Below are 17,146 nucleotides of genomic sequence, written 5' to 3' on the forward strand. Positions count from 1 at the left end.
GGGAGTTGGGCATACGCCTGCTCCGGGTGCCGGTCCGAGCACGGACTAGGCTGCCGATCATGCTTGTCGCCGCCGCCGTGTGCCCCTGCCCGCCGCTGCTCGTGCCCGACGTCGCCGCCGGCGCCGCGTCCGAACTCGACGCCGCGCGGAACGCGTGCGCGGACGCTCTCGGGGTGCTCGCCGCCGCCCGGCCCGACCTCATGGTCGTGGTCGGACCGGCCGGACAGGACGGCCGCGGGCCGCATCCCGCGGGCGCGACCGGGAACTTCCACGGGTTCGGTGTGGACTTCGAGGTACGGCTGGGAGAGGGAGAGGCCCAGGAACGGCCGCTGCCTCCCTCCCTGGCCGTCGGAGCCTGGCTGCTCGCCCGTGCGCAGTGGGCGGATGCGCCGGTGGAGGGCCTCGGCGTCGGGGAACGGCTCGCCGGTGAGCGCTGCGTGGCCGTCGGGCGGGAGCTCGCAGCCCGCGCGGAACGCGTCGCGCTGCTGGTGATGGGTGACGGCAGCGCCTGCCGCACCCTGAAGGCCCCCGGCTATCTCGACGAGCGGGCCGCGGACTTCGACCGGGAGGCCGCGCGCGCCCTGGGCGCGGCCGACGTCGAGGCACTCAAGGCGCTGGACGTGTCACTCGCGTACGAACTCAAGGCGGCGGGGCGCGCGCCCTGGCAGGTGCTCGGGGGAGCAGCCGATGGCGCGGGACTGGCCGGACAGCTGCTGTACGAGGACGCCCCGTACGGCGTCGGCTACTTCGTCGCCGCCTGGTCGTAGCGGACGACGCGAGGGGCCGGACCCTGGGGAGTACCCGGCGGACGGTACCAGGACAAACGCACAACGGCGGACGGCCGCGGAGGAAGTCCTCCGCGGCCGTCCGCCGGTGAATATCAGGCCGCCGGCGGAGTGCCGCCGCCGTCCTTGTGGGCGATGCGCCCCAGGGCGTCCTTGGCCTTGCCGGTGCCAGTCTCGATCTTGCTGCTGTACTTGCCCTTGGTCTTTTTGTCGACCGACTTAGCGGCTCTCTCCAGACCGTGCTCGATCTTGCCCCCGTGCTGGTGCGCGAGGCCGGAGACCTTGTCCTTGGCCGGGGCGAGCTTGGCCTTCAGCGTGTCCATGAAGCCCATGGGCCACCTTCCCTGTGTTCCCTCGCCGGGGATTACTTGCGGGCGCCCTCTCCGGCTTCGTTGTCCGCCGCCTCCTCGGCCGACTGCTGCTTCGGAATCTCCACGCTGTCGGCCGCCGCGGCTTCGGTGACCTCAGCCTCTTCGGCCTCGGTGACCTCGGCCGCCGCGTCCTTCGACGCTTCGGACCCGGAATCGGACTCAACCGCGGACTCGGCCGTCAGAGTGCTGACAGCCGCCTCCTCGGTTGACGCCTCGGCAGTCGTGTTGGACTTACGACGAAACCATGAAAAAACGCCCATATCTACTCCATAGCCTACTCGTGTGGGCGAAGTTCCGCGCCGCCCGGAGCGTTCCATTGCGCCGCTCGCGGGCACCGGTCCAAGAAACCGGCGTTCGGAACCTCGCAACAGGCAACGAACCCACCCCTGTGCCGTCACCTCGCTCGTTCGGGGACAGGCCCGGGGGTTTGCGAGACTGGGGCGGTGAGAAGTGCAGCTCCCGCACCGCGGGTCATCGCAGTCGTCGGTCCCACCGCGGCCGGAAAGTCCGATCTGGGCGTCTTCCTGGCCCAGCGATTGGGCGGCGAAATCGTCAACGCCGACTCCATGCAGCTCTACCGGGGGATGGATATCGGGACCGCCAAGCTGACGACCGAAGAGCGCGGCGGCATTGCGCACCAGCTCCTCGACATCTGGGAGGTCACCGCGATCGCGAGCGTCGCCGAGTACCAGAAACTGGCCAGGGCGGAGATCGACCGACTGCTGGCCGAAGGCCGCACGCCCGTTCTCGTCGGCGGCTCCGGGCTGTACGTACGCGGTGCCATCGACGCCCTCGAGTTCCCCGGCACCGACCCGCGGATCCGCGCCCGGCTCGAGGAGGAGCTGACGCAGCGCGGCTCCGGTGCCCTGCACGCCCGGCTCGCCGCCGCCGATCCCGAGGCCGGCAGCGCGATCCTGCCCAGCAACGGCCGCCGAATCGTCCGGGCGCTCGAGGTCATCGAGATCACCGGCAAGCCCTTCACCGCGAACCTCCCCGGCCACGACTCCGTGTACGACACCGTCCAGATCGGCGTCGACGTCGCCCGGCCCGAGCTGGACGAGCGCATCACGCTGCGCGTCGACCGGATGTGGGAGGCGGGCCTCGTCGACGAGGTGCGCGCGCTAGAGGCGCAGGGGTTGCGTGAGGGGCGCACGGCCTCGCGTGCGCTCGGCTACCAGCAGGTGCTCACGGCGCTCGCGGGGGAGTGCACCGACCAGCAGGCGCGCGAGGAGACCGTGCGCGCCACAAAGCGCTTCGCGCGCCGCCAGGACTCGTGGTTCCGGCGGGACCCGCGGGTGCACTGGCTGAGCGGCGCGGCCGAGCACAGGGGGGAACTTCCGCAGCAGGCGCTGGCGTTGGTCGAACGAGCGGTTACAGCCTGATCACGTGATGGCATCGGGACGCTCTGCCCGTCATTTCGGCACCCTGGAGCGTGCCATCATCGAGCATCGATCGACGTGGAGTCCGAGTTGGGAGGGCGCGTGGCGATGGAGGCCGGCCCTCGCGACAGAGAACAGGGAAGACGGGACGTAGCGGACAGCGCGTCCCGTCTGAGTCCGGACGGACCTGACGAGCAGGACGTGATCGCGGACGAGGTCGAGGTCGAACTGCGCCCGCAGCGCAGGCTGCGGATCTGGCAGCTCGCCCCCATCGTGATGCTGGCCGCGGTCGGCTCCTTGATGTTCGCCTTCCCGCTCGCCTTCGGCACCGGTGACGGCGGCGCTGTCGTCGCCATGCTGGGGCTGCTGATCAGCTGCTGCGCCGCGGGCTGGGGCGTGATGGCCGCCCGTCGCGTGGGTCACACCTGGCCGGGACTGCCGGCCCGCGGCTCCGGCGAGCGTCCCGACTGGCGGGTCATCGCCCTGTACGTCGGCGTGGGCGCCGCGCTCGTCGCGCTGGCCGTCTGGCGCGTGGCCCGACTCCGCTAGGCCGTGTCTGAGTCCTGCCCGGCAAGATCGTCCGGACAGGACTTACCTGTCCGGATGTCACAGCGGCCTCGTACGATGGGCCGCGTGAGCACTCCGCAGACCTCCCCGATGCCCTTCCTCAAGGGCCACGGCACCGAGAACGACTTTGTGATCGTCCCCGACCCGGACAATGCTGTCGACCTGCCCGCGTCCGCCGTCGCCAAGCTCTGCGACCGCCGGGCCGGCATCGGCGGCGACGGCCTGCTGCATGTCGTACGGTCCGCGGCGCACCCCGAGTCCCGCGCCATGGCGGACGAGGCCGAGTGGTTCATGGACTACCGCAACGCAGACGGTTCGATCGCCGAGATGTGCGGCAACGGCGTACGTGTCTTCGCCCGCTACCTCGAGCGCGCGGGCCATGTGGAGGCGGGCGACCTCGCGGTGGCGACCCGCGGCGGCGTCAAGAAGGTGCACCTCGCCAAGGGGGGAGACATCACCGTCTCCATGGGCCGCGCGCTGCTCCCCGAGGACGGGGTCACCGTCACCGTCGACGGCCGCAACTGGCCCGCCAGGAACGTGAACATGGGCAATCCGCACGCGGTCGCCTTCGTCGAGGACCTGGACCACGCAGGCGACCTGTACGCCGTACCGCCCTGCACGCCGGCCTCGGTCTACCCCGACGGCGTGAACGTCGAATTCGTCGTCGGCCGCGGCGAGCGCCATGTCGCCATGCGTGTGCACGAGCGCGGCTCCGGCGAGACCCGCTCCTGTGGTACGGGCGCGTGCGCCGTCGCTGTCGCCGCGGCCCGCAGGGACGGCGCGGACCCCGCCGTCACCGGCGCCCCCGTCACGTACACCGTGGATCTCCCCGGCGGGCGCCTGGTGATCACCGAGCGGACGGACGGCGAGATCGAGATGACGGGCCCCGCCGTGATCGTCGCCGAGGGGCACATCGACCCGGCCTTCCTCGCTGTGACCGAAACCGTGATCGCATAGAGCTTCGCTCGAATGGGTGATCCGGTTCACGCTGAGCGAGAGACGGACTGCTCCACGTGGTGGGGTCGGTAGCATCAAGCACCGGCACGGAGTGCACGCCTGCCCTTTCCACCGCCGGTCGAAACTGCCGGAGGTCCCCATGAGCGCAGAGGCCACCAACCCTGGTGCCCACAGCCGCAGGCGCGGCCGTCCCAGGATCGACCTCCGCAGGATCGGCCGTGCCGCCCTCATGGGGCCCACCGCCCGGGACCGGCTCCCCGACGCGATCGGCCATGTCGCCGAGGCGCATCGCGCGCATCACCCGGACGCCGACCTCGCCAATCTGCGCAAGGCGTACGTCCTGGCCGAGTCCTCGCACCGCGGGCAGTTCCGCAAGAGCGGCGAGCCGTACATCACGCACCCTCTCGCCGTCACCCTGATCCTCGCCGAACTGGGTGCGGAGACCACGACGCTGACCGCGTCCCTCCTCCACGACACCGTCGAGGACACCGAGGTGACGCTCGATCAGGTGCGTACGGAGTTCGGCGCCGAGGTCTGCTATCTGGTCGACGGCGTCACCAAACTGGAGAAGGTCGACTACGGCGCCGCCGCCGAGCCGGAGACCTTCCGCAAGATGCTCGTCGCCACGGGCAACGACGTCCGTGTGATGTCGATCAAACTCGCCGACCGGCTCCACAACATGCGCACGCTCGGCGTCATGCGCCCCGAGAAACAGGCCAGGATCGCCAGGGTCACCCGTGACGTCCTCATCCCCCTCGCCGAACGGCTCGGCGTACAGGCGCTCAAGACCGAGCTGGAGGACCTGGTCTTCGCGATCCTGCACCCGGAGGAGTACGAACGCACCCGCGCCCTCATCGCCGACAACGCCACCGCGGGCGACGCGCTCGCCGCCACCGCGGAGGACTTCAGAGTGGTGCTGCGGGACGCCGGCATCGCGGCCGAAGTCCTCATCAGGCCACGGCACTTCGTGTCGGTGCACCGCTCGCGGCTCAAGCGGGGCGAGATGCGCGGCACGGACTTCGGACGGCTGCTGGTGCTGGTCGGCGAGGACGCCGACTGCTATGGCGTCCTGGGCGAGCTGCACACGTGCTTCACCCCGGTGATCTCCGAGTTCAAGGACTTCATCGCCGCCCCCAAGTTCAACCTGTACCAGTCGCTGCACACCGCCGTCGCGGGTCCGGACGGCGCGGTCGCCGAAGTCCTCATCCGTACACACCAGATGCACAAGGTCGCCGAAGCCGGGGTGATCGCCCTCGGTAATCCGTACGTACCCCTGGAGCCGGCCGAGGGGATGGAGCCGGCCGACGGCGAACGTGCCGACCCCACCCGGCCCGGCTGGCTCTCCCGCCTCCTCGAGTGGCAGCAGTCCACCCCCGACCCCGACACCTTCTGGACCTCCCTGCGCGCTGATCTGGCGCAGGACCGGGAGATCACCGTCTACCGCGCCGACGGCGGCATGCTCGGGCTGCCGGCCGGAGCGAGCTGCGTGGACGCCGCCTACGCGCAGTACGGCGAGGAGGCGCACGCCTGTATCGGCGCGCGCGTCAACGGCCGGCTGGCGACGCTGAGCACGGTGCTGAGCGACGGCGACACAGTGCATCTGCTGCTCGCCCAGGACGCCGCGTCAGGCCCCTCGCCCGACTGGCTCGACCAAGCGCGTACGCCGGCCGCGCGGATCGCCATCAGCAGCTGGCTCCAGTCGCATCCGGAGGGGGCGAAGATCCCCGCGGCCGCTCCCCGCCGGGCAGCACCCGTCACGGCCGACCGGCGCGCCGCCGCGAACGCCGTCGTCGATCTGCCGGACGCGACCGTACGTCTCGCCGGCTGCTGTACGCCGGTGCCGCCCGACGCCGTCACCGGCTTCGCGGTACGCGGCGGCGCTGTGACGGTCCACCGCGAGGAGTGCCCGGCCGTGGCCCGTATGAGAGCCCTGGACCGCGAGCCCATCGGGGTGAGCTGGGGCGATGCCGCAGAGTGCCGGGTGACCCTGATCGCCGAGTCCTTCGGCCGCCCGCGTCTGCTGGCCGACCTCACGGAAGCCATCGCCACCGAGGGCGCCGCGATCGTCTCGGCCACTGTCGAGCCGCCCAGCGAACAGCGCGTACGCCACACGTACACCCTTCAACTCCCCGATGCCGCAGGTCTTCCCGCCCTGATGCGCGCCATGCGCGATGTGCCGGGGGTGTACGACGTGAGCCGCACCCAGCATCCGGCGGCCACCGCCTGACCCCGTTCGGGTGGGCACGACGCGCGGCGTCACGCTCCTCGCCGGGCGCGCTGATAGCGGTAGGGGATGCTGCACACCTCTCGGCGCCGCCTGCGTGCCGCCCTCCTGGCCGCCGCCTCGGCCACCCTCGTCGCCGCGGCCCTGCCCTCGCCCGCACCACTCGGCATCGGCGATCCGCTCTTCCCTCACCTGGGCAATCCCGGTTACGACGTTCTCGCGTACGACATCGCCTTCACCTACGGGGGAAGTAACAGCAAGCCGCTGGACGCCGTTACCAAGATCGACGCGCGCGTGACTCGGCGACTGGACAGCGTCAACCTCGACTTTACGCACGGCACGGTCCGCACGGTCGAAGTGAACGGCCTCCCCGCCGAGTTCGCGACCGCCGGGGAGGACCTGGTCGTCACACCGCCGGACGCCGTCGAGGAAGGATCGCGGCTGCGGATCACCGTCACCCACACCAGCGACCCGCGAGGAACCAAGGGCGGCGAGGGCTGGGTGCGCACCTCCGACGGGCTGGTGATGGCGAACCAGGCCGATGCCGCGCACCGGGTCTTCCCGTCCAACGACCACCCCGCCGACAAGGCGTACTTCACCTTCCGGATCACCGCGCCCAGCGAGCTCACCGCCGTGGCCAACGGGGTGCGGACGGCGAAGGCCCAGGCCGGGTCCACCACCACATGGGCGTACCGGACCAGTCACCCCATGGCCACCGAGCTGGCCCAGGTGTCGATCGGCCGCTCGGCCGTCGTCCGGCGCGTGGGGCCGCACGGACTGCCCGTACGCGATGTCGTCCCGGCCGCTGACCGGACGAAGCTCGAGCCCTGGCTGAGTAAGACCCCGGGACATCTGGAGTGGATGGAGCAGCAGGTCGGCCCCTATCCCTTCGAGACGTACGGAGTGCTGATCGCCGACGCCGACACCGGATACGAGCTGGAGACGCAGACGCTCTCGCTCTTCGAGCGCTCGATCTTCACCTCCGGCGCCTACCCGGAGTGGTACGTCGAGTCGATCATGGTGCACGAGCTCGCACACCAGTGGTTCGGCAACAGCGTCTCGCCCCGCACCTGGTCCGATCTGTGGCTGAACGAGGGGCATGCCAGCTGGTACGAGGCGATGTACGCCGAGGAGAAGGCGCATCAGTCGCTGGAGCTGCGGATGCGCGACGCGTACAAGCAGTCCGACAACTGGCGGGCTGCGGGTGGACCGCCGGCTGCCCCCAAGCCGCCGACCGCCGGGCAGAAGATCAGTCTCTTCCGGCCTGTGGTGTACGACGGCAGCTCGCTCGTCCTGTACGCGCTGCGCCAGACGATCGGCAAGGAGGCCTTCGGCCGGCTGGAGCGGGCCTGGGTGAGCGGATACCGGGACGGGACGGCGACCACCGCCGACTTCGCGGCACTGGCTTCGCGGATCGCCGGGCGCGACCTGTCGGTGTTCTTCAAGGCGTGGCTGTACGGGGAGCGGACGCCGCCGATGCCGGGGCACGCGGACTGGCGGAGCAAGGCCGTCGCGGCGCCCAAGGCCCACTGACCATCGCGACTCCCAAGGTGCCTGGCGGCGGCCACGGAAAGGCCTCCAAGCCGCTCGGAAAGGCCTCCAAGCCGCACGGAGGAGCTTCCAGGCCCCACGGAAACCGGGATGACGGCCCTGGCAGGCCCGTGCGACCATCAACAGGTCGGCGACGCGGCCGGGGACGGAATCCTGATCGGGAATCATCCGGGTCCGTTACGCGTTGTGACTGGCGTACCGGACTTTTCTCCGGTCCCTTTTCCATCGACTCCCATCGACGTAAGGATCCAATGACCTCCTCTTCATCCCCTTCCCAGGACGAGCAGAGTTTCGCGGAGACGCGCACCGAGAGCCTTCGGGCCGATGCCCTGATGGAAGAGGACGTCGCCTGGAGCCACGAGATCGACGGAGACCGGGACGGCGATCAGTTCGACCGCTCCGAGCGTGCGGCGCTGCGGCGCGTGGCGGGCCTCTCCACCGAGCTCGAGGACGTCACCGAGGTCGAGTACCGGCAGCTGCGCCTGGAGCGTGTGGTGCTGGTCGGTGTATGGACCACGGGGACCGTGCAGGACTCGGAGAATTCCCTCGCGGAGCTGGCGGCGCTCGCCGAGACGGCGGGCGCGCTGGTGCTCGACGGCGTCATCCAGCGCCGTGACAAGCCGGACCCGGCCACCTACATCGGCTCGGGCAAGGCGCAGGAGCTGCGTGACATCGTGCTCGAAACCGGCGCCGACACCGTCGTCTGTGACGGTGAGCTCAGCCCGGGCCAGCTGATTCACCTCGAGGATGTCGTCAAGGTCAAGGTGGTCGACCGGACCGCCCTGATCCTCGACATCTTCGCCCAGCACGCCAAGTCCCGAGAGGGCAAGGCACAGGTCGCGCTGGCGCAGATGCAGTACATGCTGCCGAGGCTGCGCGGCTGGGGTCAGTCGCTGTCCCGACAGATGGGCGGTGGCGGTTCCGGTTCCTCCGGCGGCGGTATGGCCACCCGTGGTCCCGGTGAGACCAAGATCGAGACGGACCGGCGTCGGATCCGCGAGAAGATGGCGAAGATGCGCCGGGAGATCGCGGAGATGAAGACCGGCCGCGAGATCAAGCGACAGGAGCGCCGGCGCAACAAGGTGCCCTCCGTCGCGATCGCCGGTTACACCAACGCCGGAAAGTCCTCGCTGCTCAATCGCCTCACGGGCGCGGGCGTGCTGGTGGAGAATTCCCTGTTCGCCACCCTCGACCCGACCGTGCGCCGGGCCGAGACGCCCAGCGGGCGGCTGTACACGCTGGCCGACACCGTCGGGTTCGTACGGCACCTGCCGCACCACCTCGTCGAGGCCTTCCGCTCCACCATGGAGGAGGTCGGCGACTCCGACCTGATCCTGCATGTGGTGGACGGATCGCACCCGGCGCCGGAGGAGCAGCTGGCAGCTGTGCGCGAGGTGATCCGCGAGGTGGGCGCGACCAACGTGCCCGAGATTGTGGTGATCAACAAGGCGGACGCGGCCGACCCGCTCGTACTGCAGCGGCTGCTGCGCATCGAGCGGCACGCGATCGCGGTGTCGGCGCGGACCGGCATGGGCATCGACGAGCTGCTCGCGCTGATCGACGTGGAGCTGCCGCGGCCCAAGGTCGAGATCGAGGTGCTCGTGCCGTACACCCAGGGCGGGCTGGTCTCGCGGGTGCACGCCGAGGGCGAGGTTCTTTCCGAGGAGCACACCACGGAGGGCACCCTGCTCAAGGCGCGGGTGCACGAGGAGCTGGCGGCGGCGCTGGCGCCGTATGTGCCGGTGGCCGGCTGATCAGGTACTGAACCAAGCGGAAGGCCCGCCCCTCGTTGAGGGGCGGGCCTTCCGTCGTTCGGTGTCCTGCGTGTCCAGCAGGCTTACTGACCCGCGAACTTCTTGCTGACCGCGTTGTATACGCCCTTGGCCTCGTCACCCAGGCGCGGACCGGCCAGCCAGCCGGCCGTGACCGGGCCGATGGAGGTGTTGGACACCAGCGCGTCCTTGCCGTCCTGGCCCTTGGCCACCCAGCCGCCGCCGGAGGAACCGCCGGTCATGGTGCAGCCGATGCGGTACATCGTCGGGTCGTTGGCCTTGATGGACAGCCGGCCCGGCTTGTCGGCGCACTGGAAGAGCTTCTGGCCGTCGAACGGCGGCGCCGCCGGGTAGCCGGTCGCCGTCATGTTGTCGATCTCCGGCACGGCCGGGGCGCTGAAGTCCACCGGAAGCGCGGAACCGACGGTCTCCTCAAGCGACTTGCCGGTGCCACCCTTCTCGGGGGTGACGTGGATGACGGCGAAGTCGAACGGGGCGCCCTGGCCGCCGGTCGCGGCGCCCTGGGAGATCCACTGGTCGGACGTCTGGGCCCAGTCGCCCCACCACACACCGTGGGGAGCGATCTGCTCCTTGGGTGCCTTCTCCAGGTCGGCGGTGGACTTGGCGCTGTCGTTGTACGACGGCACGAAGGCGATATTGCGGTACCAGCCGCCGCTCTTGCCGGCGTGTACACAGTGGCCCGCGGTCCACACCATGTTGGACTTGCCAGGGTTGGCCGGGTCCTTGACGACGGTCGCGGAGCAGACCATCGAACCCTCGGGGCCGTCGAAGAAGACCTTGCCGGCCTCGGCGGCGCTGGAGTGGTAAGGCGCCTTCACAGCCTGCGCGTTGACCGGCGCGGGCGTCGGGTCGGTGACACCCTCGTCGCCCGCGATGTCGTTGTCGACGGGCTTCTCCGGCGGCTTTTCCGCATCGCGCATCCGGTCCGAGTCCCAGAGGTCCTCGATCATCGGGTTGACGAAGTCCTGGGCCTCACGCAGCCACTTGTCCTTGTCCCAGTTCTTCCACTCGCCGTTCTTCCACTTGTCCAGGTCGATCCCGCGCTCCTTGAGGCGGTCCTTGAGATCGTCCGGGATAGTGATCTTGTCGTCGGCGGACGAGGTCGCGGTTGCGCTCGGCTTGTCGCCCGCGTTGTCCTCGCTCGGACCGCAGGCGGTGGCAGCCAGCGCGAGCACGGCGGCGATGGAAGCCGCGGCCAGCGTCGGGCGAATGGGTCGCATGTCGTGATCCCCCTGGGACTTCAGAACTCTGAACTGTCGGAAATGTGCGAAACATTGCTCACCCCGGCGGTGGCAACCGGAGCCGGAGTGCGGCCCCCCACTATGCCGGTGCCGATGGGGACGAGTTGCGGCAGGTCCGCGGTTCCGGCCCGCAAGGATCTTCCGATTGCCCGTGATCCCCGGCTGTCGGCGTCGTTGGTACGTACGGGGGACACAAGGTCAGCGTTCAGCCCAGGTGGGCGGCCCAAGAGCGCGGTACCGATGTGCAACGCAACTGTTACAGCTGGAGGACCAACAGCCGTGGCCGTGACCGAACCTGCCCCGGTGGCGCTGCCCGCCGCGCACGAGGGGATTCTGCGCCGACAGTCGCTCCGCGAATCGGCAGCCCGTACGTACGCGCGCTCGCTGCCCATCGTTCCCGTACGGGCCCGGGGGCTGACGATCGAGGGAGCGGACGGGCGGCGCTATCTCGACTGCCTTTCCGGCGCGGGCACCTTGGCGCTCGGCCACAACCACCCCGTGGTGCTCGAGGCGATCAGGAAGGTCATCGACTCGGGGGCGCCGCTGCACGTCCTCGACCTCGCCACCCCGGTCAAGGACGCTTTCACCACCGAGCTGTTCGCCACGCTGCCGCGGCAGTTCGCCGACAACGCGCGGATCCAGTTCTGCGGACCGGCCGGCACCGACGCGGTCGAGGCGGCCCAAACAAGCTCGTCCGCACCTCGACCGGCCGCAGTGGCCTCCTCGCCTTCACCGGCGCGTACCACGGGATGACGGCCGGGGCGCTCGACGTCTCGGGCGGCGCCACCGACGTACGCGTGACCCGGCTGCCCTTCCCGCAGAACTACCGCTGCCCCTTCGGGATCGGCGGCGAACGTGGCGCCGAACTCGCCGCCCGCTGGACGGAGAGCCTGCTCGACGACCCCAAGGGCGGCGTGCCCACGCCGGCCGGGATGATCCTGGAACCGGTGCAGGGGGAGGGGGGAGTGATCCCCGCCCCCGACGACTGGATGCGCAGGATGCGTGAGATCACCGCCGCCCGTTCCATCCCCCTGATTGCCGACGAAGTGCAGACGGGAGTCGGGCGGACCGGCACCTTCTGGGCGGTCGAACACAGCGGAGTCGTGCCCGATGTGATGGTGCTCTCCAAGGCAATCGGCGGGTCCCTTCCGCTCGCTGTGATCGTCTACCGGTCCGAACTCGACGCCTGGCAGCCCGGCGCCCACGCGGGCACCTTCCGCGGCAACCAACTCGCCATGGCAGCAGGCGCCGCCACCCTCGCGTTCGTACGCGAGAACAGGCTCGCCGACCGCGCGGCCACCCTCGGCGCCCGAATGCTGGGCCGCCTGCAAGGGCTGGCCGCAGCCCACTCCTGCATCGGAGACGTACGAGGCCGGGGCCTGATGATCGGCGTCGAGCTCGTCGACCCGGACGCCGCTGCCCCCGACGCCCTGGTCCCGCCGACCGCACCCGCCCTCGCCGCCGCCGTCCAGCAGGAGTGCCTGAACCGCGGGCTCATCGTCGAACTCGGCGGACGCCACTCCGGTGTCGTACGGCTGCTCCCTCCCCTCACCCTCACCGACGAACAGGCCGGGGCCGTACTCGACCGCTTTGCCGACGCCCTGGCAGCCGCCGAGCGCTCCATGCACGACAGCACCGACAGCGGGCAGTCCTGCTGACCCGGACAAAACACAAGGAAGCCCTGCCGTGAACCCCACCCCCGTACCCGATGTGCCCGAGGCCGACGGCCGTCCCACCACTTACCACCGAGGACAGGGCGAAATGTGCGGCCCCCTCACGGCCGAGGCGGCGACGGTGCCGCGCCAACAGACGGGGGGTCTCGGTGAACAGCTCACCTCCTCCGCAGGCTCGCCCCCCGGCGCCCGATCGGCGCAACTCCTGGACCACCCGGACCCGTACCGCGCAGCCGACGCGGCGGCCGTCGAGAATCTGCTCCGCTGCTGGGTACGGGAGAACAGCCTCCCCGAGCCGGACGGAGCCACCCTGCGCATCCCGCTGAGTGCCAGCGGCACCGCGCTGCTCGTGCCCGTCCGGTACTGGTCGGCCACCGGATGGCACCGCTTCGGCCTGCCCGCCCTGGAGGGAGGACAGCAGGACGCCCCCGGCGCGGACGCCGTCACCGTCGCCGCGCTCCTCGGCCGGGAAGCGGGCCAGAGCGAAGGAGCCGAACTGGTCGGCCGGGTCGCCGACTCGGTACGGCGCACTGCCGAATTCATCACCGACCGCCGCGCACGCCCCACACCCGCGCCCGAGGCGGATCTCTTCCTCACCGCAGAACAGTCGCTCCTGTTCGGCCACCCCCTGCACCCGACGCCCAAGAGTCGCGAGGGGCTCTCCGAGGCCGAAGTGGGGCTCTACTCACCGGAGTTGTACGGCTCCTTCCCGCTGCACTGGATGGCCGTCGACCGATCTGTCCTGGCCACCGACTCGGCCTGGACCGAACAGGGCCGCACCCTGCCGGCCGAGCAACTCACCGCCCGACTCTGCGGAGACCTCCAACTCCCCGACCACACGGTTCCCTTGCCGCTGCACCCCTGGCAGGCCCGCGAACTGAAGCACCGCCCCGCCGTCGCCGCCCTCCTCGACGCCGGTCTCCTGCACGACCTCGGTCCCTACGGAGAGCGGTGGCACCCCACGTCGTCGGTCCGCACCGTCCACCGTCCCGGCGCCCCGGCCATGCTCAAGCTCTCCCTCGGCGTACGCATCACCAACTCCCGTCGTGAGAACCTCCGCAAAGAACTCCACCGCGGCGTCGAGGTGCACCGGCTGCTCCGCACCGGCCTCGCCGATCAGTGGCGGGCCGCCCACCCCGGCTTCGACATCGTGCGGGACCCGGCCTGGCTGGCCGTCGACACCGCCGACGGCGAACCCGTGCCCGGACTCGACGTCATGCTGCGCCACAACCCGTTCGGCCTCGGGGACGACGCCGTCTGCATCGCCGGACTGACCGCGCTCCGGCCCTGGCCGGGCCGCGCCGTAATGCACTCGCGCCTCGCCGACACCGTGGAACGGCTCTCCGCGCACACCGGCCGTCCCACCGGCGCGGTCGCCGCCGAGTGGTTCCTGCGCTACCTCGACCATGTCGTGCGTCCGGTGCTCTGGCTGGACGCCACCGCCGGTATCGCTCTCGAAGCCCACCAACAGAACACGCTGGTGATCCTCGACCCCGACGGGTGGCCCGTCGGCGGCCGCTACCGCGACAACCAGGGCTACTACTTCCGCGAGTCCCACCGCGCCGAACTCGAGCACCGCCTCCCCGGCATCAGCACAGTCAGCGACACGTTTGTATCCGACGACGTCACCGACGAGCGCTTCGCCTACTACCTCGGCATCAACAACGTCCTCGGGCTGATCGGCGCCTTCGGATCTCAGCACCTCGCCGACGAGCGCGTACTCATCGCCGCCTTCCGACAGTTCCTCGCCGCGAACACCGGCCTCGGCTCGCCGCTGCCCGGGCAACTTCTCGAAGCAGCCACGCTGCGGTCCAAGGCCAACCTGCTCACCCGGCTGCACGGCCTCGACGAACTCGTCGGTCCTGTCGACACCCAGTCCGTCTACGTCACCATCACCAACCCCCTTCGTCCCTGAGGGAACACAACCCGACCGAACTGCGAGAGGAGAGCGCCACCGTGCCTCCCACCGATGCGCGCACCGACACCGGAGCCGGTCCCACCCCCCAGCTGGGCAGGGGCGTCGAGGACACCTTGGATCTGCGGCTTCCCGAGGAGCTCCTCGCGCTGTTCCGGGAGGACGAGCTGACCTTCGGCTCCCCTCAGCCGGACGTCAGTCGTGTTGGTGATCTGCTGGACGCCCCCGCCGACTGGGGGCCCGTCACCACCTCGGTCGGCTCCGTCCACCTCGTCCCCGTACGCATCGAACGCGATCTGCCCCTGATCAGCCGCTGGATGAACGACCCTGCCGTGGCGGCGTTCTGGGAACTCGCGGGACCCGAATCCATCACCGCCGCCCATCTGCGCACCCAGCTCGACGGGGACGGGCGCAGCATCCCCTGTCTCGGAGTACTCAGCGGCACCCCGATGAGCTATTTCGAGATCTACCGCGCCGACCTCGACCCGCTGGCACGGCACTATCCAGCCCGTCCTCATGACACCGGTATCCATCTCCTCATCGGCAACGTCGCCGACCGCGGCCGCGGTGTCGGCTCCACCCTCCTCAGAGCCGTCGCCGACCTCGTTCTCGACAATCGCCCCCGCTGTGCACGTGTCATCGCAGAACCCCACCTGCGCAACACCCCCTCCGTCTCAGCCTTCCTGAGCGCCGGCTTCCGCTTCTCCGCCGAAGTCGACCTCCCTGACAAGCGAGCCGCCCTCATGGTCCGCGACCGCGCCCTTCGCAGACTGTTGTGACCGATCCGCTGCCTTACATACACCGCTCGACCCGCATCGGTTCCACTCGAGGAGTCCCCGTGCCGAAGTCCCCTGCCACCCCTGACTCCGCACAGCCGACGGCGGTCCCGTTCACCCCGCCCGGACTGAACTCGCAGGCCTGGAACCGGGCGGCCGGCCGCCTCCTCGCCAAGACGCTCGGCGAGTTCTCTTACGAAGAGATCATCGAGCCGGTCCCGGGCGAGGACGGCCGGTACAGCCTCGCGCTCGACGACGCCGGCACACTGTCCTTCCGGGCCCGGCGCGGTGCGTACGGAAGCTGGCGCGTCGACCCCGACTCCATCGAGTACGAAGGCAGGCGCTTCAGCGACCCGCTCGCCTTCCTCGCCCGGGCGCGCCGTCTCCTCGCCCTCGACGGAGCCACCCTCGGCCATCTGCTGCGAGAGCTGACCACCACCCTCGCCTCCGACACCAGGCTCGATCACACCGCGCTGACCGCGGCCGAGCTCGCGGAGCTCGGCTATGCCGAACTCGAAGGCCACCAGACCGGCCACCCCTGGATCGTTCTCAACAAGGGCCGCATCGGTTTCTCCGCCACCGACACCGCCCTGTGGGCGCCCGAGGCCCGCCGACCCGCCCGGCTGCCGTGGATCGCGGTCAGCTCCACCCTCGCCGCCTACCGCGGAGTGCCTGCGCTCGCCGCCCCCGAGGACCTTTACGCCCGCGAACTGGACGCCCCCGTACGGGAGTCCTTCACAGCCGCGCTGTGCGCCAGAGGCCTCGACCCCGCCACGTACCTCTTCCTGCCCGTACACCCCTGGCAGTGGGACGAGGTGCTCCTGCCCCTCTTCGCTCCCGCCATCGCCCAGGGCAACATCGTCCTGCTCCCCACCGACGGCGATCGGCGGCTGCCGCAGCAGTCCATCCGTACGTTCGCGAACCTGGACCGCACCGACCGGCACACCGTCAAGCTTCCGCTGTCGATCCTCAACACCCTGGTCTGGCGCGGACTGCCCACCGAACGCACCCTTGCCGCTCCCGCCGTCACCTCCTGGGTGCACGGACTGTGCGACGCGGACCCCTTCCTGCGCGACGAGTGCGGTGTGATCTTGCTCGGCGAGGTCGCCTCGGTCACCGTCGAGCACCCCCTCTACGACCACCTCCCTGAGGTGCCGTACCAGTACAAGGAACTCCTCGGCGCGATCTGGCGCGAGCCGCTCCACGCCCGGCTCGCCCCCGGCGAGCGGGCCCGTACCCTCGCCTCGCTCCTCCACACCGATCCGCGGGGCCGCTCCTTCACCGCGGAGCTGGTCGAGCGCTCCGGGCTCGCCCCCACCGTCTGGCTCCAGCGACTCTTCTCCGCGTTGCTGCCTCCGCTGCTGCGTTTCCTCTACCGCTACGGCACCGTCTTCTCCCCGCACGGCGAGAACGCCATCGTCGTCTACGACGAGCAGGATGTTCCGGTACGTCTCGCGATCAAGGATTTCGTCGACGATGTGAACGTCAGCGCCCGGCCGCTGCCCGAACACGACTCGATGCCCGAGGACGTACGGCGGACCCTCCTTACCGAGGAGCCCGCTTTCCTCACTCAGTTCATCCACTCCGGGCTCTTCGTGGGTGTGTTCCGCTTTCTCGCACCGCTCTGCGAGGAGCAGCTGGGCGTATCGGAAGTGCGGTTCTACTCGCTCGTACGGGCGGAGATCCTGCGGCACCAGGCGCGCTTCCCGGAGCTCAAGGAGCGCTACGAGATGTTCGACCTGCTCACGCCGCGTATCGAGCGCCTCTGCCTCAACCGGAACCGGCTCCACCTGGACGGCTACCGCGACCGTCCCCACCGCCCCCACGCCGCGGTCCATGGCACCGTCCCGAACCCGCTGAGCGCCTCCTGATGACCGGACGCGTGATCGCGTTGTCAGTGGCGCCCCGTAGGGT

General features: G+C 70.2%; 13 protein-coding genes and 1 pseudogene. 11 read left to right on the plus strand and 3 right to left on the minus strand.

Annotation, left to right across the window (positions count from 1 at the left end; all coding sequences use genetic code 11):
* The first annotated feature begins 59 nt into the window (after positions 1-59).
* Positions 60-767 carry a class III extradiol dioxygenase subunit B-like domain-containing protein gene (locus SLUN_RS29330; protein ID WP_108152981.1) on the plus strand — a complete coding sequence of 236 codons (708 nt, stop codon included), beginning with the start codon at positions 60-62 and terminating at the stop codon, positions 765-767.
* Positions 768-880: 113 nt separating this feature from the next.
* On the opposite strand, the gene SLUN_RS29335 is transcribed toward SLUN_RS29330, so the two are convergent.
* Complete coding sequence (locus SLUN_RS29335) at positions 881-1,117, minus strand: antitoxin (protein WP_108152982.1); 237 nt, start codon at positions 1,115-1,117, stop codon at positions 881-883.
* Between the two features lie 32 nt (positions 1,118-1,149).
* Entirely contained in the window at positions 1,150-1,416 is a 267-nt protein-coding gene (locus SLUN_RS29340; protein WP_108152983.1) for a hypothetical protein, read from the minus strand.
* Between the two features lie 183 nt (positions 1,417-1,599).
* Between SLUN_RS29340 and miaA the strand changes: the two genes are divergently transcribed.
* From miaA to hflX, 6 genes are all read left to right on the plus strand, one after another.
* The gene (miaA, locus tag SLUN_RS29345; protein WP_108152984.1) at positions 1,600-2,538 is read left to right on the plus strand and encodes a tRNA (adenosine(37)-N6)-dimethylallyltransferase MiaA; all 939 of its coding nucleotides are present in this window, start codon (positions 1,600-1,602) and stop codon (positions 2,536-2,538) included.
* A 198-nt stretch (positions 2,539-2,736) separates the two neighbouring features.
* A complete protein-coding gene (locus tag SLUN_RS29350; protein WP_246340681.1) occupies positions 2,737-3,084 on the plus strand; it encodes a hypothetical protein in 348 nt (115 codons plus the stop codon).
* A gap of 75 nt (positions 3,085-3,159) precedes the next feature.
* Entirely contained in the window at positions 3,160-4,059 is a 900-nt protein-coding gene (gene dapF, locus SLUN_RS29355) for a diaminopimelate epimerase (protein ID WP_108152986.1), read from the plus strand.
* Between the two features lie 139 nt (positions 4,060-4,198).
* Entirely contained in the window at positions 4,199-6,286 is a 2,088-nt protein-coding gene (locus SLUN_RS29360) for a RelA/SpoT family protein (protein WP_108152987.1), read from the plus strand.
* 66 nt (positions 6,287-6,352) lie between these two features.
* Positions 6,353-7,816, plus strand: coding sequence for a M1 family metallopeptidase (locus tag SLUN_RS29365; RefSeq protein ID WP_108152988.1), 1,464 nt, complete (start codon positions 6,353-6,355; stop codon positions 7,814-7,816).
* Positions 7,817-8,085: 269 nt separating this feature from the next.
* Complete coding sequence (gene hflX / locus SLUN_RS29370; protein ID WP_108152989.1) at positions 8,086-9,588, plus strand: GTPase HflX; 1,503 nt, start codon at positions 8,086-8,088, stop codon at positions 9,586-9,588.
* 83 nt (positions 9,589-9,671) lie between these two features.
* Here hflX and SLUN_RS29375 read toward each other — a convergent pair whose 3' ends face one another.
* Positions 9,672-10,847, minus strand: coding sequence for a trypsin-like serine peptidase (locus tag SLUN_RS29375; protein WP_108152990.1), 1,176 nt, complete (start codon positions 10,845-10,847; stop codon positions 9,672-9,674).
* Positions 10,848-11,147: 300 nt separating this feature from the next.
* Between SLUN_RS29375 and SLUN_RS29380 the strand changes: the two are divergent.
* The 4 genes and pseudogenes from SLUN_RS29380 to SLUN_RS29395 all read left to right on the plus strand — a co-directional run bounded on the left by SLUN_RS29380 (position 11,148) and on the right by SLUN_RS29395 (position 17,103).
* Positions 11,148-12,526: pseudogene (locus SLUN_RS29380) on the plus strand (diaminobutyrate--2-oxoglutarate transaminase family protein).
* 28 nt (positions 12,527-12,554) lie between these two features.
* Positions 12,555-14,456: an IucA/IucC family protein gene (locus SLUN_RS29385; RefSeq protein ID WP_108152991.1), complete on the plus strand. Its 1,902-nt coding sequence runs from the start codon at positions 12,555-12,557 to the stop codon at positions 14,454-14,456.
* Between the two features lie 41 nt (positions 14,457-14,497).
* On the plus strand, positions 14,498-15,235 hold the full coding sequence (locus SLUN_RS29390) for a GNAT family N-acetyltransferase (protein WP_108152992.1): 738 nt from the start codon (positions 14,498-14,500) through the stop codon (positions 15,233-15,235).
* A gap of 59 nt (positions 15,236-15,294) precedes the next feature.
* Positions 15,295-17,103, plus strand: coding sequence for an IucA/IucC family protein (locus tag SLUN_RS29395; RefSeq protein WP_108152993.1), 1,809 nt, complete (start codon positions 15,295-15,297; stop codon positions 17,101-17,103).
* The last annotated feature ends 43 nt before the right edge of the window (positions 17,104-17,146 follow it).

The sequence above is a fragment of the Streptomyces lunaelactis genome, from assembly GCF_003054555.1.
Classification (GTDB): Bacteria; Actinomycetota; Actinomycetes; order Streptomycetales; family Streptomycetaceae; genus Streptomyces; species Streptomyces lunaelactis.